Source organism: Ruminococcus sp. SR1/5 (genome assembly GCF_000209835.1).
GTDB classification, from domain to species: Bacteria; Bacillota; Clostridia; order Lachnospirales; family Lachnospiraceae; genus Blautia_A; species Blautia_A fusiformis.
Genome location: NC_021014.1, coordinates 689,654 through 710,774, shown reverse-complemented (window position 1 = coordinate 710,774; position 21,121 = coordinate 689,654). Strand labels below are relative to the sequence as shown.

The following is a 21,121-nucleotide window of genomic DNA, read 5'->3' as shown; positions in this document are numbered from 1 at the left end:
AATCTTATGCCTCCTCTGTATAACTGTTCTTTATCGCAAAGCCATGATCCATAGGGCCGCTTCCCTTTCCCAGATCCAGCATGGCAGCAAGGGCTCCGGAAATATAGTCCTTGGCACGGTTTACAGATTCCACCATGGAAAATCCCTTTGCAAGGTTGGAAGTGATGGCCGAGGAAAGAGTACATCCTGTTCCGTGGGTGTTGGGATTGTCGATCCTTTTTCCCTCAAACCACTGATATGTTCCATTCACATAGAGAAGATCATTGGCATCATTGAGCTTATGTCCGCCCTTGCAGAGAACTGCACAGTGATACTGCTCGGAAACCTGTTTTGCAGCTTCGATCATATCATCGGCGTTTTTGATCTTCCGTCCGGTAAGCACCTCGGTTTCCGGGATATTCGGGGTGAGAAGATCTGCAAGAGGAAACAGTTCTTCCTTCAGAACATCCACCGCCTCCTCACTGATCAGTCTTGCACCGCTTGTGGCAACCATAACCGGGTCCACCACGATATTTTTTGCCCGATACTGTCGGAGCTTTCCTGCGATCATATGGATCAGATCACTTTCGGAAACCATTCCGATCTTTACTGCATCCGGAAAGATATCCGTAAAAATACAGTCCAGCTCCTGACCCAGGAACTCTGCGGTTGCATTCTGGATGGCTGTGACACCGGTGGTGTTCTGGGCAGTCAGCGCGGTGATGGCACTCATGGCGTATACTCCGTTTGCCATCATGGTTTTAATATCGGCCTGGATCCCGGCTCCTCCGCTGGAATCGCTGCCTGCGATGGTTAATGCTGTTTTCATCTTTGGTTTCCTCCGTTTTCTGTGAATATATAGTTCTGTAACTCTGTCAGATCCCGACAGTAGATATAGGCATCCTTTTTCAGCTGTTCCTGATCCGGTTCTCCCAATGCGTCATAAATACCGGCAGTCAGAAATCCTGCATTTCCGGCAGTCTGCAACGCGTAGAGTGAATCCTCCACAACCAGCGTCCGGGATGGCTCCGTTCCCAGTGCTTCTGCAGCTGTAAGATAGACCCTCGGAGAATGTTTGCTTTCTCCGATCTCACTGGTGGTATAGATTTTATCAAAAAAGGAAAGAAGTCCGTTTCTTTCCAGCGCCCGGCAGATATGTTCCCTGGGGCTTGAGGTTGCCAACGCAGCCGGGATTTTCTGTTCTGCAAAGCATTGAAGAAGTTCTCTGGCACCTGATTTTGCCGGGACCTCTTCAAAATAGTATTTACGGATCCGGGATTTCAGATCCATCACGATCTTTTCTTCGGAATACACAAGAGTAAACCTGTTTTTCAGCCAGTCCGCTCCCTGCTCCATACTCATGGGAAAAAGGATTTCGTCCATTTCCGCAACCGGCTGATATCCCAGATCTGTAATATATCGTCTTCCAAGCTCCTTCCAAACAGAGAGCGAATCCAGAAGGACGCCGTCTGCATCAAATATCACGGCTTTTATAGGAAAAATCATGTTTATACTCCTGAAAATTTTTTTGTGATACTCTGTCATTGGAACATTACGAAATAATTTCCTATGACATAAAAACGCGGATATACCACAAAAGATATATCCGCATTTATTATAAGCCGCAGATATCCAAAATGCAACCGGGAGTTAAGGAGGCTCATCTGAAACAGCAGCTCTATTTTCAAAACATTTTTTATTCTTTACCGTTAAAACAATATGTGCATATATTACAAGGATCGATCCCAATGGATTCCAGAAGATCATCCAGTCTGTGATAACGGAGAGTTGTAAAATTCTGCATCTCGCAGATATCCTGTACCATCTGCTCGTATTTCTCTGTATGTGGATCTGCATATTCATCCAGAACTTCCTGCGGACAGTTGGGGCCTTCTCTCTTCTCGATCACCTGACGGGCGATCAGCTCCATCTCAGATTTGGAACGTGAGAAGTTTAAATATTTGCAGCCGTACATGATTGGCGGGCAGGCAGGACGGACATGAACCTCTTTGGCTCCGCTGCGGTACAGAAATTCGGTTGTCTCGCGAAGCTGGGTGCCACGTACGATGGAATCGTCTATGAGAAGAAGTTTTTTATCCTTGATCAGCGCACGTACCGGGATCAGTTTCATTTTGGCAATAAGGTTACGCTGGTTCTGATTGGTCGGCATAAAAGATCTGGGCCAGGTTGGTGTATATTTAATGAATGGTCTTGCGTAAGGAATGCCGGATTCATTGGCGTATCCGATGGCATGGGCAATGCCGGAATCCGGAACACCGGCTACAATATCCGGGCGCACGGAATCGCCGTCTCTCTTTGCAAGCATGCTTCCACAGCGGTAGCGCATCTCCTCTACATTTACACCTTCATAAGAGGCTGTCGGATATCCGTAGTAAACCCAGAGGAAAGAACAGATCTTCATTTTCTTTCCGGGCTCAACCAGAGTTTTGACTTCGTCTGCTGTTACGAATACGATCTCTCCGGGGCCAAGTTCTTTATAATCTTCGTATCCAAGGTTGATATAGGCATGACTTTCAAAGGAAATACAGTATGACCCTTCTTTGCGGCCAATTTCCACAGGAGTTCTGCCCATCTTGTCACGGGCTGCATAAATTCCGTCTTTTGTCATAAGAAGCAGAGTCATGGAGCCGTCGATCAGTCCCTGTACGTACTGGATACCTTCCACAAAGTTGTCCTTTTCACAGATCAGTGCAGCGATCAGTTCGGTCACATTGACTGTTCCATTGGTCATCTCCTGAAAATGTACCTTGGTCGTATCATACAGCTGCTGCAGAAGTTCATCGTAATTATTAATCTTTCCCACAAAAGTGAGGGCAAAGCTGCCGATCCTGGAACTGAACAGAAGGGGCTGAGGCTCATAATCAGAAATACATCCGATTCCCATATTTCCCTTCATGGAACCCACATCTCCGTCAAATTTTGTACGGAAAGGCGTGTTCTCAATGTTGTGGATGGCACGGTCAAATCCATGTTCTCCGTAAACAGCCATACCTCCGCGGCGTGTTCCCAGATGAGAATGGTAATCCACTCCGTAAAAAAGCTCCAGTACACAGTCATCCTTCGATGCTACTCCAAAAAATCCGCTCATAATGCGCTCCTCTCTACTACTATGATGTTAACGATTTCTGTTATCGTTCCTATATCCATAATCGCTATCAGTATAGCATAAGAGAATTGAAAATAAAAACCAATTTGGCGGATAATCCTGCTTTTTCAGAATAAACTATAAAGATATTAGCCGGATTTATAGAAGTGGAAAATTTTTTCTGTATGAGACAAAAGAAACAGCTCCGCTTTTACAGAACTGTTTCTTTTGGCCATTTGGCAAATATGTGGTTTAAAAATCCGGCTTATTCCTGGGTGATTCCCTTAAACTCGTAACCGGCTTCCTTGATCACTTCTTCAACCTTTGCCTCGTCAACCTTCTCAGGTACAGAGAATACAGTTGTTCCGTTCTCGTGGGAAGAAACTACGTCTTCTGCTCCGAAAGCTGCCTGGATGGCTTTGTTTACGTGTGCCTCACAGTGTCCGCACATCATTCCTTCTACATTGACCGTTACCTTTACCATTGTTTTGTTCTCCTTTTCTTCTTTTATATTTTCATCATGACTGATGTGTAATGTTACCGGATTTTTGATTTCTTTGTCTTTTGCTGCATTGTGGATCTGAAACAGATTCAGACGCAGCGCATTTGTTACAACACAGAAGCTGGAAAGACTCATGGCCGCAGCTCCGAACATCGGATTCAAGGTCCATCCGAAAAGCGGGATCCAGACACCTGCTGCAAGGGGAATGCCGATTATATTGTAGAAAAATGCCCAGAAAAGATTCTCATGGATATTCCGAAGTGTGGCGCGGCTTAAACGTACTGCCGCTGGAACATCGCTTAACTGGCTCTTCATCAGAACGATATCTGCCGCATCAATGGCAATATCTGTTCCTGCACCGATGGCAATTCCGATATCGGCTCTTGTAAGTGCCGGCGCGTCGTTGATACCGTCACCGATCATGGCAACCTTTCCCTGCTCCTTCAGAGCGCGGATCACACTTTCTTTTCCATCCGGAAGAACTCCTGCGATCACATCGTCAACTCCTGCCTGAGCTCCGATGGCTTTTGCGGTACGCTCATTGTCACCGGTAAGCATAACTACACGGATTCCCATGTTCTGAAGCTCTTTTACTGCACGGGGACTGTCTTCCTTGATCACATCCGCAACTGCGATGATTCCCAGAAGTTTACCGTTTCGTGTGAAAAGAAGGGGCGTTTTTCCCTGCTCTGCAAGCTGCTCGGCTCTCCTGTTAAGGTCTGCGGAAACCTTTGTCTGGCTGCTGATAAATTTCATGCTTCCGCCTGTCAGTTTGTCACTTCCAAGTATAGCGGAAAGTCCGTTTCCCGGAAGTGCCTGGAAGCCGGTTACTTCACCTGTGGCAAGGTTCTCTTCCTCGGCTTTTTTGAGAACTGCCTTTGCCAGTGGATGTTCACTTTTTTTCTCCAGTGCACAGGCCAGCGTGAGAAGCTCTGTTTCTGTGATTCCCTCTGCCGGAAGAATATCTGTTACCTCCGGCTGACCGCTTGTAATGGTTCCGGTTTTATCCAGTGCGACAATCTGGACTTTTCCTGCTTCCTCCAGGGAAACGGCTGTTTTGAAAAGGATTCCGTTTTTGGCACCCATACCGTTGCCGACCATAATGGCAACCGGTGTTGCAAGGCCAAGTGCGCAGGGGCAGCTGATGACCAGAACGGAAATCCCCCTTGCCAGAGCATAACCGAAGGTCTGTCCTGCAAGAAGCCAGATGATCGTTGTGATCACTGCGATTGTGATCACTGCCGGTACAAACACACCGGAAACACGGTCTGCGATCTTTGCGATCGGTGCCTTGGTGGCTGCCGCATCACTGACCATTTTGATGATCTGGGAAAGGGTGGTATCCTCTCCCACTCTGGTCGCTTCGCATTTGATAAATCCGGACTGATTCACAGTTGCCGCAGAAACCATATCTCCGGTTTCTTTATCAACCGGGATACTCTCGCCGGTCAGTGCGGATTCATTGACTGCGGTGGTTCCTTCCAGGATCATTCCGTCCACCGGAATATTCTCTCCCGGGCGGACGACAAAGGTTTCTCCTTTCTGAACCTGCTCAATAGGAACGGTAAATTCCTGTCCCTTTCGTACCACGACCGCAGTTTTGGGTGCCAGCTTCATAAGGCTTTTAAGTGCATCCGTTGTCTTTCCTTTAGAACGGGCTTCCAGCATTTTTCCTACGGTGATCAGTGTGAGGATCATGGCTGCAGATTCAAAATAAAAATCCATCATGTAATTCATAACTGCAGCAGAATCTCCATCTACCTGTGCTCTTGTCATGGCAAACAATGCATAGACGCTCCACAGGAAGGATGCCATGGAGCCAAGAGCTACCAGAGTATCCATATTTGGGGAACGGCGCCACAGACTCTTAAATCCATTGATGAAAAATTTCTGGTTGATCACCATGATGATACCAGCTAGGAGCAGCTGTACCAGTCCCATGGCTACGTGATTGCCGTCAAACCATTTCGGCAGTGGCCATCCCCACATCATGTGCCCCATGGAGAAATACATCAGCACCAGCAAAAATCCCACGGATGTGATAAGGCGTTTCTTTAGGATTGGAGTTTCATGATCTTCCAGCGCTTCTTCTGCCGCAGACATGGAAATCTTTGCTCCGGCAGCTCCGCCCTTTAAGGATGCACCATATCCGGCGGCTTCCACTGCGGCAATGATCTCGCCGGATGAAGCGGTTCCCTCAACTCCCATGGAATTGGTCAGAAGGCTGACGGAACAGCTATTTACCCCCGGAACTTTTGATACGGCTTTTTCCACACGGGCAGAGCAGGCGGCGCAACTCATACCAGTTACATTATATTGTTCCATTTTCTTTCAGTACCTCCTAAAATCCAGTTTGTCCCTTTATTTCATCAGCTTCTGGAGGGTTGCTACCAGCTCATCAATGGTCTCATCCTTACCTTCCCGGATATCCCGGGCAACGCAGGTGCGGATGTGGCTGGCAAGCAGCTCTTTATTAAACGCATTCACTGCAGCATTGACTGCGGCAGATTGGATCAGGATATCATTACAGTAGGCATCATTCTCCATCATTCCTATAATGCCTCTGATCTGGCCTTCAATACGTTTCAGACGGTTGATCAGCTTTTTTTCTCCTCTTCTGAGCGTGCAGTGTGTTTTTCACAGTAGCAGGGACAGACTTTCTTTTCAGACATAAGCTGTCTCTCCTTTCCCATAAATACCCTCATGGGGTATCCTATTTATATGGAATAATATATACCCTTATGGGGTATTTGTCAATAGAAACAGTATTTTTATAATAAAAAAGCCCGCTCATCCGATAATGGCAATGAGCGGGCAATATAAACTTATAATTAGCCGAATCAGGTAAGTCCCCAACGGGGTTGCGAAAAGCAATAAGCATTGGGTGGGGACTTGTCTATAATTCTACTCTTCCACGATATGTCCGAAATAATAGAACCCCTTGCAGGTATCCAGGCTTACTTTTACATATTTGCCGATGAGATCTTTTTCTCCCGGGAAATGAACCAGAAGATTATGCTGGGTACGGCCAGTAAGAGTACCCTTCTCACGGTTTTCATCTTCTACCAGGATTTCCTGAATGGTTCCCTGGAAACGGGAGGAATTTTCCCGGCCCTTTTCCTGTACCAGGGTAAGAAGACGGCTGAAACGGTCTTTTACCACATCCTCCGGCACCTGATTTTCCATGCCGGCTGCAGGGGTTCCGCTTCGTTTGGAATAAATAAATGTGAAGGCAGTATCGTAATTTGCCTTTCTTACAACATCCAGTGTTTCCTGGAAATCTTCTTCTGTTTCTCCTGGAAATCCGACCATGATATCTGTTGTCAGCGAAATATCCGGGATCGCCTTACGGATCTTATCTACCAGCTCCAGATATTTCTCCTTGTCGTAACGGCGGTTCATTTCCTTTAAGACTCTGCTGCTTCCGGACTGCAGCGGAAGATGCAGATGGTGACAGATCTTCTGGCTCTCTGCCATGGTCTGGATCAGCTCATCGGACAGGTCCTGATGGGAAGTCATAAAACGGATACGCTTCAGCCCTTCGATCTTTTCCACTTCTTTCAGAAGTTCTGCAAAGGTCACCGGTGTTTCCAGAGTTTTTCCGTAGGAGTTTACATTCTGGCCAAGAAGCATGATCTCAGTAACGCCATCTGCGACCAGTTCCTCGATCTCGCGGATGATGGCCTGTGGCTCGCGGCTCTTTTCGCGGCCGCGGACATAAGGAACGATGCAGTAGCTGCAGAAGTTATTGCAGCCAAACATTACGCTGACTCCTGTTTTGAAGGAGTATTTGCGGGAAGTTGGCATGCCCTCTACGATCTCATCGGATTCCTTCCAGATATCAATGATCTGGTCGTCGGTCTGCAGCGTCCGGTAAAAAAGCTCCGGGAATTTGTGGATATTATGGGTTCCGAATACAAGATTTACATATTTATAATCCTTGCGGATCTTTTCCACTACGTGATGCTCCTGCATCATACATCCGAACAGTACGATCTTCATATCCGGGTGCTCCCGTTTGATGCTCTTTAAATGTCCAAGATGTCCATAGATCTTCTGATTGGCATTTTCCCGGACTGTGCAGGTGTTAAATACAACTGCATCAGCATCCTCGGTATCTACCATTTCATATCCCATTTTTTCCATGATGGCCGCAATAGACTCTGTCTGGATGGAGTTCATCTGGCATCCTTCATTCTGGATGTGGAAGGTGGGACGTTTCGTACTGCTTTTGGCAAGAAGCTCTTTACATTTTTCAATGTACTGAAGCTGGATCTCTGTTTCTTTATTCTGGCTCAAATCAATTCCTCCAATAACTAAAAATTTCATATGTATCTATAAATTATTTTTCTTTAGACAATATCAGACGGGAGCATTGAACTCCCGTCTGATATATCATACAGAATTTACAGTTGTCTGTCAAAGAGTTTTTATAATAGCGGTGCAAAAACTCTCAGTACGTTCTGAATGGCACGTACCACAATATTTCTCTTCTGGCAGAATGCCAGATCAATGGGATCACAGTACTCCAGGGTTTCTGTAAAATCATCCCGGATGTCCAGGATCACATCATTCTTATACATCCAGACACCATCTTCAAAATGCAGATAAAGGCTTCGGTAATCCAGATTTATGGTTCCTACGACGCCTACTTTGTCATCACAGACAAAAGATTTTGCATGTAAAAATCCCGGCTGGTATTCGTAGATCTTTACACCTGCTTCCAGAAGCTGTTTATAATAAGACTGTGTCAGCAGGAAGACCATTTTTTGTCCGGGATACCTGGTGTCATGATCCGCACATCCACACCGCTTTTTGCAGCGAGGCACAGGGCGGTCATCATCTCATTATCTATGATCAGATATGGTGTGCAGATATAAACATAGTTTTTTGGCGCGATTGATAATATTAAGATAAACGTTCTCTCCTACGATCTCATCGTCCAGGGGGGAATCACAGAATGGCTGGACATAACCGCTTCCCGGAAATTCGTTGGGGTGCCACCTGTGCGGAACATAATTTCCGAAATCAAGAGAAGTATCTGTTCTGGTAACGATTCCCCACATATATAGGAACATAGCTGTCATATTCCAGACGCCTTCTCCTTTCAGCATAACGGCTGTATCCTTCCAGTGGCCAAACCGTTTTCGCTGATTGATATATTCGTCAGCCAAGTTGATGCCGCCGGTAAAACCGGTCCAGCCATCGATCACACAGATCTTACGGTGGTCACGGTTATTCTGGATTATATTAAGAATCGGACGGAACCGGTTGAATACTTCGCATTTGATTCCTCGCCGGCGCATCTCCTGATCATACTTGTATGGCAATGTGGTAAGGCAGCCGAAGCCATCATAGATCAGTCGGACATCCACTCCTTCTTTAGCCTTTTTTTCAAGGATATTAAGGATCGTCTGCCACATTACCCCGTCATTTATGATAAAATATTCGATAAAAATAAAATGCTTTGCCTGCTCCAGTTCATGCACCAGAACCGGAAACATATCATCTCCTACCTGAAAATACTCTGCTGTGGTATTCTCGTGAACCGGATATCTTGAATACTGCCAGATGTAATCCGACTGGATCCTCATGGAACGGTCGTCTTCGTTTAAACGTTTTCTTGTGAGCTCTGAGCCTTCCAGGTATTCAGCAGTTTCATCAATAAGATTCTGATAATGCTGCTCCATTACAGCGCCGATCCGTGACTTACCGAAAAGAAGGTACAGGGAAACACCAAATACCGGAAAAATAAGAATCAGCATCGTCCAGGCGAGCTTATAAGATGGATTGATCTTTTTATTTACGATCCACAGAACAACCAGAAAACCTATGGCCTGCATTCCGATCGTCACCCATCTGGAGTATTCCATAAGCCGGAAAAGGGCGATCAACAGCCATGCCAGCTGCACAACAAGAGCCAGAGCTACATAAAAAATTCGATTAAATAATAATTTAAGGAGCGATCGCAATGGTTTGATAATCAGTTTAATAAACAAATTCATATTTCTTTCCTTCGTCAAACGTTCCTGTTTCTATTTAATTAAAAATCCCTGACCATACAGCCAGGGATTTTTGCGCACAATTAATTATATTTACGTTTTCTTGCGGCTTCAGATTTTTTCTTACGACGAACGCTTGGCTTCTCGTAATGCTCTCTCTTACGGATTTCCTGCTGGATTCCCGCCTTAGCACAGCTTCTCTTGAATCTGCGAAGAGCGCTATCTAAAGTCTCGTTCTCTTTTACGATAACGTTTGACATAGACTCACACCTAACCTCCCTCCAGTTGTAGATTGTGCTAAAATACAACTGTCTGGGTATTTTTCTTGCACGAGTGTTATTATATAGCATAACAAGTGCTTTCGTCAACATCTTTTTCGATTTTTATGAAAAAAATGTCAAAACTGTAAATCACGCACAACTTTGTTATTTTGTGAGCTGTTTTTCAAGGATTCCTGCTGCTGCATCCATAGCTTCCTGGGCTTTTTCCGGATTCTTTCCGCCGGCCTGTGCCATGTTCGGACGTCCGCCGCCGCCACCGCCAACGATCGTTGCCACTGCTTTGATCAGGTTTCCTGCATGAGCGCCTGCTTTCTGAGCTGCATCCGTTGCCATTGCAAGAAGATTAACCTTGCCGTCGTTTACTGCTGCAAGAAGGACAACACCTTCGCCAAGCTGCTCTTTCAGTTTATCACCCAGGTCTCTGAGACCGTTCATGTCAACGCCCTCAACTTTGGCTGCAAGGAGTTTTACGCCGTTTACTTCAACGACTTTATCCATGACATCGCCAAGTGCACTCTGGGCAGCTTTGCTCTTGAGGGATTCATTTTCGCTCTGAAGAGCCTTTACCTCAGCCTGCAGGTGACTGATCTTTTCTACAACCTCGGCTGTATTGGCCTTTAATGCTTTTGCAGCCTCATGGAGAAGCTCTTCCTGCTTTCTGTAGTATTCGATAACTGCTTTGCCGGTAAGTGCCTCAATACGGCGTACACCAGCTGCGATACCGGATTCGGACACGATCTTAAAGAGCATGATGGAGCTTGTATTCTTTACATGAGTACCACCACAGAGCTCTTTGGAAAAGTCTCCCATGGATACTACACGTACCTTCTGGTCATATTTCTCACCAAAGAGAGCCATTGCTCCGGATTTCTTGGCTTCTTCCACATCCATGACATCTGTATGAACATCAAGACCTGCCTGGATCTCTTTGTTTACAAGCTCTTCTGTTGCCTGGAGTTCTTCTGCTGTCATAGCCTGAAAATGAGCAAAGTCAAAACGAAGTCTGTCCGGAGTTACCAGAGAACCCTTCTGCTCTACGTGGGAACCAAGAACGGTCTTCAGTGCTTTCTGAAGAAGATGTGTTGCACTGTGGTTTTTCTCGGTATCTTTTCTTGCTTCTTCGTTTACCTTCAGGGATACTGTCTCACCTGAGGAAATCATACCGGATTCCATATGTCCTACGTGGCCGAATTTACCGCCGCGGAGTTTGATGGTGTCCTCAACAACAAATTTACCGTTTGCAGTCTCGATCACACCGGTATCACCTTCCTGTCCACCCATTGTTGCATAGAAAGGAGTCTGCTCTACAAATACGGTACCCTTCTGTCCCTCTGTGAGAGAATCTACGATCTCTGTTTCTGTGGTAAGGACAGTAACCTTGGAATCAAAGGTAAGATGATCGTAGCCGACGAATTCTGTTGTCACGTTTACATCAATATCATCGTATACGGTTGCGTCTGCACCCATATAGTTGGTTACTTCACGGGCAGTACGTGCCTTGACTCTCTGTTCCTCCATTGCTTTCTGGAAGCCTTCCTCGTCAATGCCGTAGCCTTTTTCCTCAAGGATCTCTTTTGTAAGGTCAAGAGGGAATCCGTACGTATCATAAAGCTTGAATGCGTTGTCACCGGAAAGAGTCTTTTCACCTGCTTTTTTCATATCCTCTTCCATGTCGGAAAGGATACGAAGTCCCTGATCGATAGTTTTGTTGAACTGATTCTCCTCATTTGTCAGTACACGGAAGATGAACTCTTTCTTCTCCTCAAGCTCCGGATATCCGGCTTTGGAGCTCTCGATCACCTGTGCACTTAATTTTGCAAGGAAAGTTCCCTCGATGCCAAGAAGACGTCCGTGACGTGCTGCGCGGCGGATCAGACGGCGGAGAACATATCCACGTCCCTCATTGGTTGGCATGATTCCATCGGAGATCATAAATGTTGCGGAACGGATATGGTCCGTGATCAGACGGATGGAAACGTCATCTGCATAGTTTTTCTCATATTCTTTATGTGCGATCTCGCATACAAGATTACGAAGTGCACAAATTGTATCTACATCAAAAATAGAATCAACATCCTGAACAACTACAGCAAGACGCTCAAGTCCCATACCGGTATCGATGTTTTTCTGTTTCAGGGTTGTGTAGTTTCCGTTTCCATCGTTCTCGAACTGTGTGAAAACGTTGTTCCATACTTCCATGTAACGGTCGCAGTCGCAGCCTACCGTACATCCGGGTTTGCCACAGCCGTATTTTTCGCCACGGTCATAGTAGATCTCAGAGCATGGACCGCATGGACCTGCGCCATGCTCCCAGAAGTTATCCTCTTTTCCGAAACGGAAAATACGTTCAGACGGAATCCCTACTTCTTTGTTCCAGATATTGAAGGCTTCCTCATCATCCAGGTAAATGGATGGGTAGAGACGGTCTGCATCAAGCCCTACAACCTCAGTAAGAAACTCCCAAGACCAGTGGATGGCTTCTTTCTTGAAGTAATCACCAAAAGAGAAGTTACCAAGCATTTCAAAGAAAGTACCATGACGTGCGGTTTTACCTACATTTTCGATATCTCCGGTACGGATACATTTCTGGCAGGTTGTCACTCTTGTTCTTGGCGGCTTCTCAGCACCTGTAAAATATGGTTTCAGCGGAGCCATACCTGCATTGATCAGCAGAAGACTCTTATCTCCCTGAGGAACCAGGGAAAAGCTTTTCATTACAAGATGGCCCTTGCTCTCCATAAAGTCAAGGAACATCTTACGAAGTTCGTTCACTCCGTACTTTTTCATGTTGTTATCCTCCTTGTGTCAACCCTACCTGTCAGCATTTCCGGAATGCCGTAGCTTTATCCCGGAAATGTCACAGATATGGGAAATTATTTTACACAGATCTTTTTGAATTTTTTCTTGCCTCGTTTCAGAACGATCCCGTCCCCTGCAAAAGCATCCTTCTCAACCGTATGGTAAATATCGGTGAGCTTCTCACCATCGATGGATACACCACCCTGCTGGATCGCACGGCGACCCTCGGAACGGCTTGGTACCAGCTCTGCTTTTACAAGAAGTGTGATCAGGTCGATTTTTCCTTCCTCGTCAAAATCTTCCTCTGAAAGCTCTGTTGTAGGCATATGAGAAGTATCTGCACCTGAGAACAGTGCGCGGGCACCCTCCTGTGCTTTCTTGGCTTCCTCCTCACCGTGTACAAGCTCTGTCAGCTGGTATGCAAGGATCTCCTTGGCTTTGTTCAGCTCGCTGCCTTCCCATTTGGCCATCTCGTCGATCTCCTCAAGAGGAAGGAAAGTAAGAAGACGCATACATTTGATAACGTCAGCATCGTCTACATTTCTCCAGTACTGGTAGAAATCGAACGGGGATGTCTTATTCGGATCAAGCCATACAGCTCCGGACTGTGTTTTTCCCATCTTTTTGCCCTCAGAATTGAGAAGCAGTGTGATGGTCATGGCATAGGCATCCTTGCCAAGCTTACGGCGGATCAGCTCGGTACCGCCAAGCATGTTGCTCCACTGGTCATCGCCACCGAACTGCATGTTGCAGCCGTATTTCTGGTACAGCATGTAGAAGTCGTAGCTCTGCATGATCATGTAGTTAAATTCCAGGAAGCTTAAGCCTCGCTCCATACGCTGTTTGTAGCACTCTGCTGTCAGCATACGGTTTACGGAAAAGTGAGCACCTACCTCACGGAGAAGCTCTACATAGTTAAGGTTCATAAGCCAGTCAGCATTGTTTACCATAAGAGCTTTTCCATCAGAGAAATCGATGAAACGGCTCATCTGCTGCTTGAAGCAGTCAATATTGTGCTGGATGGTTTCTTTTGTCAGCATCTGACGCATATCGGTCCTTCCGGACGGGTCACCGATCATTCCTGTTCCGCCACCGAGAAGGGCAATCGGACGGTTTCCTGCCATCTGCAGTCTCTTCATCAGGCAAAGAGCCATGAAGTGACCTACATGAAGGCTGTCTGCTGTAGGGTCAAAGCCAATATAGAATGTGGCTTTTCCGTTATTTACCATCTCTTTGATCTCGTCTTCGTCTGTAACCTGTGCGATCAGGCCACGTGCTTTCAGTTCTTCCCAAACTGTCATTGTTCTTTCCTCCTGTATAGCTTTTATGTTTACGCTTTTATTAAAGTTTATAATTTACAGTATCAGCGTAAAAAATAAAAATGCCCGGTTCCTGTCCGTTTAGGACGAGAACCGGGTCCCGCGTTACCACCTAAATTTACAGAAAACTCGCATTTCCTGCCTCATAAAGTGAATCTACATCCCGTTATATCCATATATATCAAGATATAAAACCACTTCAGCACAATAACGGGTGCCATTCCGTCGCAGCCTATCTATAATACGCTATTATTATAAAGTTTATAATTTACAGTATCAAGTTCCGATTCGGTGCGCAGCTCCGGGATGTATTCACAAAAGTTCTACCCTGCGCCTCTCACCTGCCGGCTGCTCTCTGTGGGGTTTTCCTCAAGCTACTTTTTCCCTTCCAAGCCTTTTACTATACTATATGAAGTATACAAACTGCTTTTTTGTTTGTCAAGAAATTTTAATATTGCTTTGACAACTTAAAGTGGCAGAATGTTACTGTTTACTCTGTTCTCAGTAACACGCTTCGCGATGCACAGAATTTACGCTGATCGCATAAATTCGCGCGGTATGTTTCGGGTTTTCTGTGAGTGATAAGTGGAACTTTTATTTCTGTAAGCCATTTAATCCCTCATCTACGAAAAGGTCATTGCCGTCTGCCGCTGATGTGGCAAGCTGATCACACCGTTCATTTAACGGATTATCTGCATGTCCCTTAACCCAGTGGAAGCTTACCTGATGCTGCTCCTTGGCCTTTAAAAGGCGTTTCCAGAGATCTACATTCTTCACATCTTCGTTTTTCCACGTTTCCAGTTTTTCTTTAGCCAGGAATCGATCCAGTGCTGATTAAAAGCATCTACCAGATATTTGGAATCGGAATACAGATCCACCTGGCAGGGGCGGTTCAGTGCTTCCAGTGCTACGATGGCTGCCATCAGCTCCATCCGGTTGTTTGTGGTTTTTTTGTAGCCTCTGGACAGTTCACGTTCATGTAACTGGCCTTTGGTATCGATGTACTGAAGAACTGCTCCGTAGCCTCCCGGTCCATCCGGATTTCCCCGGGCTGCACCATCCGTATAGATTTTCACCTGCATATTTGCTTCTCCTTAAATTTTCAATTTTATGTCCATACGCCTGTTTGTTCAAAGTTTACTGCCGGAGACTATGTTGCTTATACCCAGTCTACAAAAAATGTATGGCCTTTATAAGTTTCATATTTCACTTTGCTGAAATTCAGATTCTGGTTCCAGAAATAGCTGGTCATCATGAAATACATATAATTAAAATCTTTCTGTTTAAATCCTCTGAGTGTCCTGGCTTTGCCGGAAGTGACATGTTTATTGAAAATAGTCATTGCTTCTCTTGCAGCCTGATAAGCAAGAGTACGGTTTTCAAACTGACCATTGAGACGTTTGAGAAGGGCCCCGTTCCGCACTACAGAATACTGTGGGGTTGTGCTGCTTCCGATATTCTCATAGATCACACCTCGTATCGTAGATGGAAATTCCTTGTCTGATTTGATCGTACGATTCAGAACACAAAGTGCTACTGCTTCCATTCCGATCTTGCCCTGATCGCCTGCTTCTGATTCGCAAAGCGCGGCCAGAAGTGCTTCATCTGAGGTCTTTCCGTTTGCAATTCCGGGATGACTCTTATATTCCTTGACCATGGTGTAATATCTGCTGTTTCTGGTATCATAAATTTTAACATTTCCGTTTCCGACATTTACATTAGGTTTGGTAGTCTTCGCAGTGGCCACTCCGTCTGCTGCGATGGAGTATGTAATTCCATTCACTGTCACGGAGGTACTTACTGCCATGACACCGTTGGATTTAAAATAATAGTTCTTCTGATTGATCGTCTTCAGACCAGTATACATATAACCGGTACTGGTGGCAAAATAGTAGCTGATATTTTTGGATTTGTTTTTTACCCATTTGGTTGCCATATAACCGGAAGTTTTGTAAAAATAACGTTTCTGCCCTTTGCTGTTGGTGAGCCAGCCGGTTGCCATAATGCCTCCGCCTTTTGTGAAATAACGTTTCCTTCCCTTGCTGCAGTTTACCCAGCCTGTGGTAAGCTTACCTGTTTTGGGATTGAAATAGCGCTTATGGCCTTTGGAATCTGTCATCCAGCCGGTTGCCATAACCCCCTTGACTTTTGTAAAATAGTAGGTATATTTGCCATTGACCTTCATCCAGCCCTTTACCTGTACTCCGGTCTTTGTGTTAAAGTAGTACTTGTATCCGCTCAGGGTCAGCCAGCCTTTCTGCTTGCTCCCATCACTTTTTATGTAGTATGTTTTTCCATCGATAGTTTTAAAGCCTGCAGTGGCAGCCTGTACCTCTTTTGCAGAAGCAGAAAAGACTGTGCTTCCCACGATCAGCAGCATGGCAAGCATCAGACCCTTCAGCCTATTTTTTGTTCTGAAACTCTTCATAATTTTCCCCATTTCCTGTTTTAGATATAAAAGCTAGTTTGCCTCAAAAATTACAAAAATGTTACATTTCGTTTATTATATCGTAATGAATAAACACTGTCAACTTTTTGTAACTGTGGACGGACTCCTGCCATATGATGAAGTGTAAATAAAATTTGCTGGAGGACTTATCGATGAGTGACTTAGCAGCTACCAATTGTGGATGTGATTGCGGATGTGGTTGTGATTCCGGATGTAGCACAGGATGTGGATGTAACAATAACTGTGGCTGTAATAATGGCTGCGGAAATTCCCTGTTTGGAAACGGTGGAAACAGCTGCTCCTGTATCCTTTGGATCATCTGTCTGATGTGTTGCTGTGGAAACAACAGTGGCTGTGGCTGTAATAACAACGGCTGCAACGACAGCTGTTGGATCATCATCCTTCTTCTGCTTTTGTGCGGAAATGGATGCGGCTGCAACAATTGCTGCTGATCTTTTGAAAAGGCAGAGGTTATTTCCTCTGCCTTTTCTGCTGCCGTTTTTCTGCTTCCTCCTGTTTCTGTTTTTCTCTTCCAGACATTTCAGATCTATCTCATAAAAAGAATTTCCATCAATGACAAGTTCCTGTTTTTTTCAGATTCCATAATCACATTCCTTTGAAAAATTTCTTCTATATATAATATGACCAGAGAAGGTTTCTGTCATATTTCTTTCTGCAAATTCATAGATTTCAGGAAAAAGGATTTTTTTATGGAACAGGAGCCTATCGCACGTACTGCTCTGGATGAAATGGTGGAAAGTGACCAGAATCAGATGCTGAAAGCCATGATCCCGTACCTTCCTTCTTCCGGGCAGCGGTTTTTATCTGTGTATACGAAAGTCCGGGAACTTCAGAATACCATGTCGCTTTTTCAAAGCAGCCGTAGAACAGCCGATCTGCAGGCTACCGGTTTTTCCGGCACCGATCCTCTGGAAATGCTGCAGGATATCCGTAAGTGCTGTGGCGGAGAAAATCGCCGTCAGATCGATCATATCACCAGTCTTATGGCTACGATCCAGATGCTTCAGATCATGAATGAAGATTCGTCAGGAGGTGAGAATCCATGAGTGATGACTGGAAAAATAATCCACGGCTTTCCGGAATGGACCCTCAGAAGCTTTCCATGCTTCAGGGTCTGGCAGATCAGGGATTGGGGAAAAATCCGTCCGAACTTCTGCCTTTTATCATGGGCGCAGCTTCTAAAGGAAAAAATGCGGGCTTAAATTTCAGCTCTGATGAGATCTCCACTATCATAGAAGTTCTGAAAATGGGGAAAAGTCCGGCAGAGGCAGCTAAGCTTGACAGAATTGTGAATCTGATGAAAATGATACGTCATTAACAGCTTTGTGATCCCGGAACAGCGGTTTTCTGTTCCGGGATTTTCTACTTTGTAATTCTTTTTATATTTGTCGGAATATAATCTGCAAAAATCTGACATATCCATAGATTCTATCGCATAATTCATAGAACATATTCCCTATTTTTGTGATATTTTTTTATCATTTTCCCTTTCTTCTTATATCAGTATATGGTATACTTGTCCGTGAAATGAATGATATGCAAAATAGGATTTTATGCGTCAAGTGTTTGGCGAATGGGGAGTTGTCGCCAGAACGAAAAGTACGTCTTACGGTATGAAATCCGCACCCGTTGCAGCAATATAAGAGAATATCTCATATTGTGTAGGGCTTTTTCGACATACGTTCTATTACAATTGGAGATATCTTTTTTTATGCGCAAAAATAAAAGAGACAGTCTCCGAAAAACGTGATTTTTTTAACAAATGGAGGTTGTTATTTATGGTAGACAAAGCAAAAGTTGAAGAGGCGATCAAGCTTCTTCTCGAGGGAATCGGCGAGGATGTAAACAGAGAGGGACTGCAGGGAACTCCGGAACGTATCGCCCGCATGTGCGAGGAAATTTATGGCGGACTTGATAATGAAGCGGATGAACATCTTCAGAAACAGTTTCATGTAGAGAACAATGAAATGGTTCTGGAAAAGGATATTACCTTTTATTCCATGTGTGAACATCATCTTATGCCCTTTTACGGAAAAGCTCATATCGCATATATCCCAAATGGCAAGGTTACCGGCTTAAGCAAGCTGGCCCGTACCGTTGATGTGTATGCAAGAAGACCGCAAATCCAGGAACGTCTGACTGTGCAGATCGCAGATGCGCTGGAACGTGTTCTCGCTCCTAAGGGAATCATGGTTATGCTGGAAGCGGAGCATACCTGCATGACCATGCGTGGGATCAAAAAGCCGGGAAGCAAAACGGTTACGACTGTTACCAGAGGTGAATTTAAAGAAAATATGGAGCTTCAGAAACAGTTCCTTGCTATGGTCAAGGACTGATGGACAGAGTGAATCAGATCTGGAATCATCCGCTCTATCAGAATGAGCTTAATAAGCTTCAGCTTCTGGAGACTGACCGTGAATTCTGCAGACATACACCGGAGCATTTTTTGGATGTGGCACGCCTTGCCTATATCCGGGCACTTGAGGAAAATGCTCCTGTTTCAAAGGAACTGATCTACTGTACTGCCCTTCTTCACGATATCGGACGGGCCAGACAGTATGAAGATGGCACTCCTCATGATGAGGCCGGTGCTGCTATCGCAGGACAGATCTTAAACGAGCTTGGATTTTCTATGGAAGAAATGGAAGCAATCATTGCGGCAATACGTGGTCACAGAGCTCAGACGGATCCGACAGTTCTTGGAAAACTGCTCTATACTGCGGACAAAAGCTCCAGAAACTGTTTTTCCTGTAAAGCAGAGCCGGAATGTTACTGGTCTCCTGCTAAAAAAATATGACGATCCAATATTAGGAGGTTTTTCCATGAAAATCGGAAATCGTGAGTTTGATGTAAAAAACAAAACATATATTATGGGTATCCTAAATGTCACACCGGATTCTTTCTCAGATGGCGGAAAATGGAACGATATGGATCATGCCCTGAAACATACAGAAGCTATGATCGCCGAAGGTGCTGATATTCTTGATATCGGTGGGGAATCCACACGTCCGGGACATACACCGGTTGATGCACAGGAGGAGATCGAGCGTATTCTTCCTGTTATCGAAGCAGTAAAAGGGCGTTTTGATATCCCCATCTCTGTAGATACCTATAAGGGATGTGTTGCGGAAGAAGCCCTGAAACACGGAGCAGATCTTATCAATGACATCTGGGGACTGAAATATGATCCTGAAATGGCTCCTGTCATTGCCAGATATCAAGCTCCCTGCTGTTTGATGCATAACAAAGATAATACTGAATACAATAATTTTATTGTGGATATGCTGGCAGAAACCCAGGAATGTGTCAATATTGCCAAACGTGCCGGTATTGCCGATGATAAGATCATCCTTGATCCTGGTGTCGGATTTGGTAAAACATATGAGATGAACCTGATGACCATGGATAATCTGGAGCTTTTCCGGAAGCTGGGATATCCGGTGCTTCTTGGTACCTCCAGAAAATCCATGATCGGACTTGCCCTTGATCTTCCTGTAGATCAGCGTGTAGAGGGAACTCTTGCCACATCGGTGATCGGTGTTATGAAGGGTTGTGCATTTGTCCGTGTTCATGACATCAAAGAAAATAAACGCGTCATCCAGATGACAGAAGCTATTCTGGGACGTTAGGAGGAACTGATGGATAAAATCGAAATCAGAGATCTTGAGATTTTTGCAAACCATGGCGTGTTTCCGGAAGAAACAGCTCTCGGACAGAAATTTGTTGTTTCTGCTGTTATGTATACAGAAACACGTCCGGCAGGGCTGACAGATGATCTTTCTGCTTCCATCAATTATGGAGAAGTCAGTCATATGATCACCGATTTTCTTCAGAAAAATACTTATAAACTTCTGGAGGCTGCTGTGGAGAATCTGGCAGAGACGCTGCTGCTTTCTCTCCCTCTTCTTAAAAAGATCACCCTCCGCATTGAAAAACCCTGGGCTCCGGTAGGCCTTCCTCTGAAAACCGTTGCTGTGGAAATTACCCGAGGCTGGCATACGGCTTATATTGCTTTTGGTTCCAATATGGGGGATAAGAAGAAATACCTGGACAATGCGATCCAGGGTCTTCGGGATATGAAAGAGATTGTTGTTGAAAAGGTTTCCGAGTATCTTGTAACGGAGCCTTACGGGGATGTGGAGCAGGATGAGTTTCTCAACGGAGCCTTAAGAGTCCGGACGCTGCTTTCTCCGGAGGAGCTTCTTGACAGGCTGCATGTGCTGGAACAGGCTGCGGACCGGAAAAGGATCATTCACTGGGGACCAAGGACACTGGATCTGGATATTCTGTTTTACGATAATGAGATCATTGATACAGTGGAACTACATGTGCCTCATATTGATATGGAAAACAGGGATTTTGTTTTGAAGCCTATGGTGGAGATCGCACCGTATCTTCGGCATCCGGTGTTGAATTTAACAATGGAGCAGTTGTTAAAAAAGCTTGAGGGAAAAAATTAGTTTTTCTCGGCTTGAAAGCTGTGAAAAGCGTGGGGAAGGGAAGCATTCATAGTTGCGAAGGCCATTTCCCTTCCCCACACCCCTTCCCTCCGGCCACGCTTAAAACATTTTTGGCTGTGTGACTTTATTCAAATTCAAATTATAAATAAAAAAGATGACAAGCCCGATACAGATGTCCTGATTGCGATCTGTATCGGGCTTGT

The 21,121-nt window shown here is 45.1% G+C and carries 16 protein-coding genes, 3 pseudogenes, 1 riboswitch and 1 other annotated feature; of the genes and pseudogenes, 7 read left to right on the top strand and 12 right to left on the bottom strand.

Annotation, left to right across the window (positions count from 1 at the left end):
* Positions 1–4 precede the first annotated feature (4 nt).
* The 12 genes and pseudogenes from thiD to CK1_RS03505 form a co-directional block, all read right to left on the bottom strand.
* Positions 5–808 carry a bifunctional hydroxymethylpyrimidine kinase/phosphomethylpyrimidine kinase gene (gene thiD, locus CK1_RS03560; RefSeq protein ID WP_015524951.1) on the bottom strand — a complete coding sequence of 268 codons (804 nt, stop codon included), beginning with the start codon at positions 806–808 and terminating at the stop codon, positions 5–7.
* On the bottom strand, positions 805–1,485 hold the full coding sequence (locus CK1_RS03555) for an HAD family hydrolase (protein WP_015524950.1): 681 nt from the start codon (positions 1,483–1,485) through the stop codon (positions 805–807). Before CK1_RS03555 ends, thiD begins: the two co-directional genes overlap by 4 nt.
* Before the next feature lie 190 nt (positions 1,486–1,675).
* On the bottom strand, positions 1,676–3,088 hold the full coding sequence (locus CK1_RS03550; protein WP_015524949.1) for an amidophosphoribosyltransferase: 1,413 nt from the start codon (positions 3,086–3,088) through the stop codon (positions 1,676–1,678).
* A gap of 262 nt (positions 3,089–3,350) precedes the next feature.
* Entirely contained in the window at positions 3,351–5,912 is a 2,562-nt protein-coding gene (locus CK1_RS03545; protein WP_015524948.1) for a heavy metal translocating P-type ATPase, read from the bottom strand.
* A gap of 36 nt (positions 5,913–5,948) precedes the next feature.
* Positions 5,949–6,259, bottom strand: a pseudogene (locus CK1_RS03540) (metal-sensing transcriptional repressor).
* Between the two features lie 232 nt (positions 6,260–6,491).
* The gene (miaB, locus tag CK1_RS03535; RefSeq protein ID WP_306288718.1) at positions 6,492–7,916 is read right to left on the bottom strand and encodes a tRNA (N6-isopentenyl adenosine(37)-C2)-methylthiotransferase MiaB; all 1,425 of its coding nucleotides are present in this window, start codon (positions 7,914–7,916) and stop codon (positions 6,492–6,494) included.
* A 101-nt stretch (positions 7,917–8,017) separates the two neighbouring features.
* A pseudogene (gene cls, locus CK1_RS03530) lies at positions 8,018–9,559 on the bottom strand (cardiolipin synthase).
* 113 nt (positions 9,560–9,672) lie between these two features.
* Positions 9,673–9,849, bottom strand: coding sequence for a 30S ribosomal protein S21 (gene rpsU, locus CK1_RS03525; protein ID WP_004222305.1), 177 nt, complete (start codon positions 9,847–9,849; stop codon positions 9,673–9,675).
* 165 nt (positions 9,850–10,014) lie between these two features.
* Entirely contained in the window at positions 10,015–12,657 is a 2,643-nt protein-coding gene (gene alaS / locus CK1_RS03520; protein WP_015524943.1) for an alanine--tRNA ligase, read from the bottom strand.
* 86 nt (positions 12,658–12,743) lie between these two features.
* The gene (gene tyrS / locus CK1_RS03515; protein ID WP_015524942.1) at positions 12,744–13,970 is read right to left on the bottom strand and encodes a tyrosine--tRNA ligase; all 1,227 of its coding nucleotides are present in this window, start codon (positions 13,968–13,970) and stop codon (positions 12,744–12,746) included.
* Between the two features lie 97 nt (positions 13,971–14,067).
* Positions 14,068–14,388 (bottom strand) — a binding site (T-box leader).
* Positions 14,389–14,582: 194 nt separating this feature from the next.
* Positions 14,583–15,070 (bottom strand): annotated as a pseudogene (rnhA, locus tag CK1_RS03510) (ribonuclease HI).
* Between the two features lie 77 nt (positions 15,071–15,147).
* Positions 15,148–16,416 (bottom strand): cell wall hydrolase, encoded by a 1,269-nt coding sequence (locus CK1_RS03505; RefSeq protein ID WP_015524940.1) that lies wholly within the window; start codon positions 16,414–16,416, stop codon positions 15,148–15,150.
* Between the two features lie 173 nt (positions 16,417–16,589).
* Here CK1_RS03505 and CK1_RS03500 point away from each other — a divergent pair, with 173 nt between their 5' ends.
* From CK1_RS03500 to folK, 7 genes are all read left to right on the top strand, one after another.
* Positions 16,590–16,889, top strand: coding sequence for a hypothetical protein (locus CK1_RS03500; RefSeq protein WP_015524939.1), 300 nt, complete (start codon positions 16,590–16,592; stop codon positions 16,887–16,889).
* A 258-nt stretch (positions 16,890–17,147) separates the two neighbouring features.
* Entirely contained in the window at positions 17,148–17,504 is a 357-nt protein-coding gene (locus CK1_RS03495; protein WP_015524937.1) for a hypothetical protein, read from the top strand.
* Positions 17,501–17,776 (top strand): hypothetical protein, encoded by a 276-nt coding sequence (locus CK1_RS03490; protein ID WP_015524936.1) that lies wholly within the window; start codon positions 17,501–17,503, stop codon positions 17,774–17,776. The genes CK1_RS03495 and CK1_RS03490 overlap by 4 nt, the downstream gene beginning before the upstream one ends.
* Positions 17,777–17,995: 219 nt before the next feature.
* Positions 17,996–18,092, top strand: a riboswitch (THF riboswitch).
* A gap of 144 nt (positions 18,093–18,236) precedes the next feature.
* Positions 18,237–18,794, top strand: a complete 558-nt coding sequence (folE, locus tag CK1_RS03485; protein WP_015524935.1) for a GTP cyclohydrolase I FolE — start codon at positions 18,237–18,239, stop codon at positions 18,792–18,794.
* On the top strand, positions 18,794–19,255 hold the full coding sequence (locus CK1_RS03480; RefSeq protein ID WP_015524934.1) for an HD domain-containing protein: 462 nt from the start codon (positions 18,794–18,796) through the stop codon (positions 19,253–19,255). Before folE ends, CK1_RS03480 begins: the two co-directional genes overlap by 1 nt.
* 25 nt (positions 19,256–19,280) lie before the next feature.
* The gene (folP, locus tag CK1_RS03475) at positions 19,281–20,087 is read left to right on the top strand and encodes a dihydropteroate synthase (protein WP_015524933.1); all 807 of its coding nucleotides are present in this window, start codon (positions 19,281–19,283) and stop codon (positions 20,085–20,087) included.
* A 9-nt stretch (positions 20,088–20,096) separates the two neighbouring features.
* On the top strand, positions 20,097–20,918 hold the full coding sequence (folK, locus tag CK1_RS03470; protein WP_015524932.1) for a 2-amino-4-hydroxy-6-hydroxymethyldihydropteridine diphosphokinase: 822 nt from the start codon (positions 20,097–20,099) through the stop codon (positions 20,916–20,918).
* Positions 20,919–21,121 lie beyond the last annotated feature (203 nt).

Excerpts from the sequence above, each read along its gene's own strand:
- thiD (WP_015524951.1), bottom strand. The coding sequence starts at position 808 with ATGAAAACAGCATTAACCATCGCAGGCAGCGATTCCAGCGGAGGAGCC.
- CK1_RS03555 (WP_015524950.1), bottom strand. The coding sequence starts at position 1,485 with ATGATTTTTCCTATAAAAGCCGTGATATTTGATGCAGACGGCGTCCTT.
- CK1_RS03550 (WP_015524949.1), bottom strand. The coding sequence starts at position 3,088 with ATGAGCGGATTTTTTGGAGTAGCATCGAAGGATGACTGTGTACTGGAG.
- CK1_RS03545 (WP_015524948.1), bottom strand. The coding sequence starts at position 5,912 with ATGGAACAATATAATGTAACTGGTATGAGTTGCGCCGCCTGCTCTGCC.
- miaB (WP_306288718.1), bottom strand. The coding sequence starts at position 7,916 with ATGAAATTTTTAGTTATTGGAGGAATTGATTTGAGCCAGAATAAAGAA.
- rpsU (WP_004222305.1), bottom strand. The coding sequence starts at position 9,849 with ATGTCAAACGTTATCGTAAAAGAGAACGAGACTTTAGATAGCGCTCTT.
- alaS (WP_015524943.1), bottom strand. The coding sequence starts at position 12,657 with ATGAAAAAGTACGGAGTGAACGAACTTCGTAAGATGTTCCTTGACTTT.
- tyrS (WP_015524942.1), bottom strand. The coding sequence starts at position 13,970 with ATGACAGTTTGGGAAGAACTGAAAGCACGTGGCCTGATCGCACAGGTT.
- CK1_RS03505 (WP_015524940.1), bottom strand. The coding sequence starts at position 16,416 with ATGAAGAGTTTCAGAACAAAAAATAGGCTGAAGGGTCTGATGCTTGCC.
- CK1_RS03500 (WP_015524939.1), top strand. The coding sequence starts at position 16,590 with ATGAGTGACTTAGCAGCTACCAATTGTGGATGTGATTGCGGATGTGGT.
- CK1_RS03495 (WP_015524937.1), top strand. The coding sequence starts at position 17,148 with ATGGAACAGGAGCCTATCGCACGTACTGCTCTGGATGAAATGGTGGAA.
- CK1_RS03490 (WP_015524936.1), top strand. The coding sequence starts at position 17,501 with ATGAGTGATGACTGGAAAAATAATCCACGGCTTTCCGGAATGGACCCT.
- folE (WP_015524935.1), top strand. The coding sequence starts at position 18,237 with ATGGTAGACAAAGCAAAAGTTGAAGAGGCGATCAAGCTTCTTCTCGAG.
- CK1_RS03480 (WP_015524934.1), top strand. The coding sequence starts at position 18,794 with ATGGACAGAGTGAATCAGATCTGGAATCATCCGCTCTATCAGAATGAG.
- folP (WP_015524933.1), top strand. The coding sequence starts at position 19,281 with ATGAAAATCGGAAATCGTGAGTTTGATGTAAAAAACAAAACATATATT.
- folK (WP_015524932.1), top strand. The coding sequence starts at position 20,097 with ATGGATAAAATCGAAATCAGAGATCTTGAGATTTTTGCAAACCATGGC.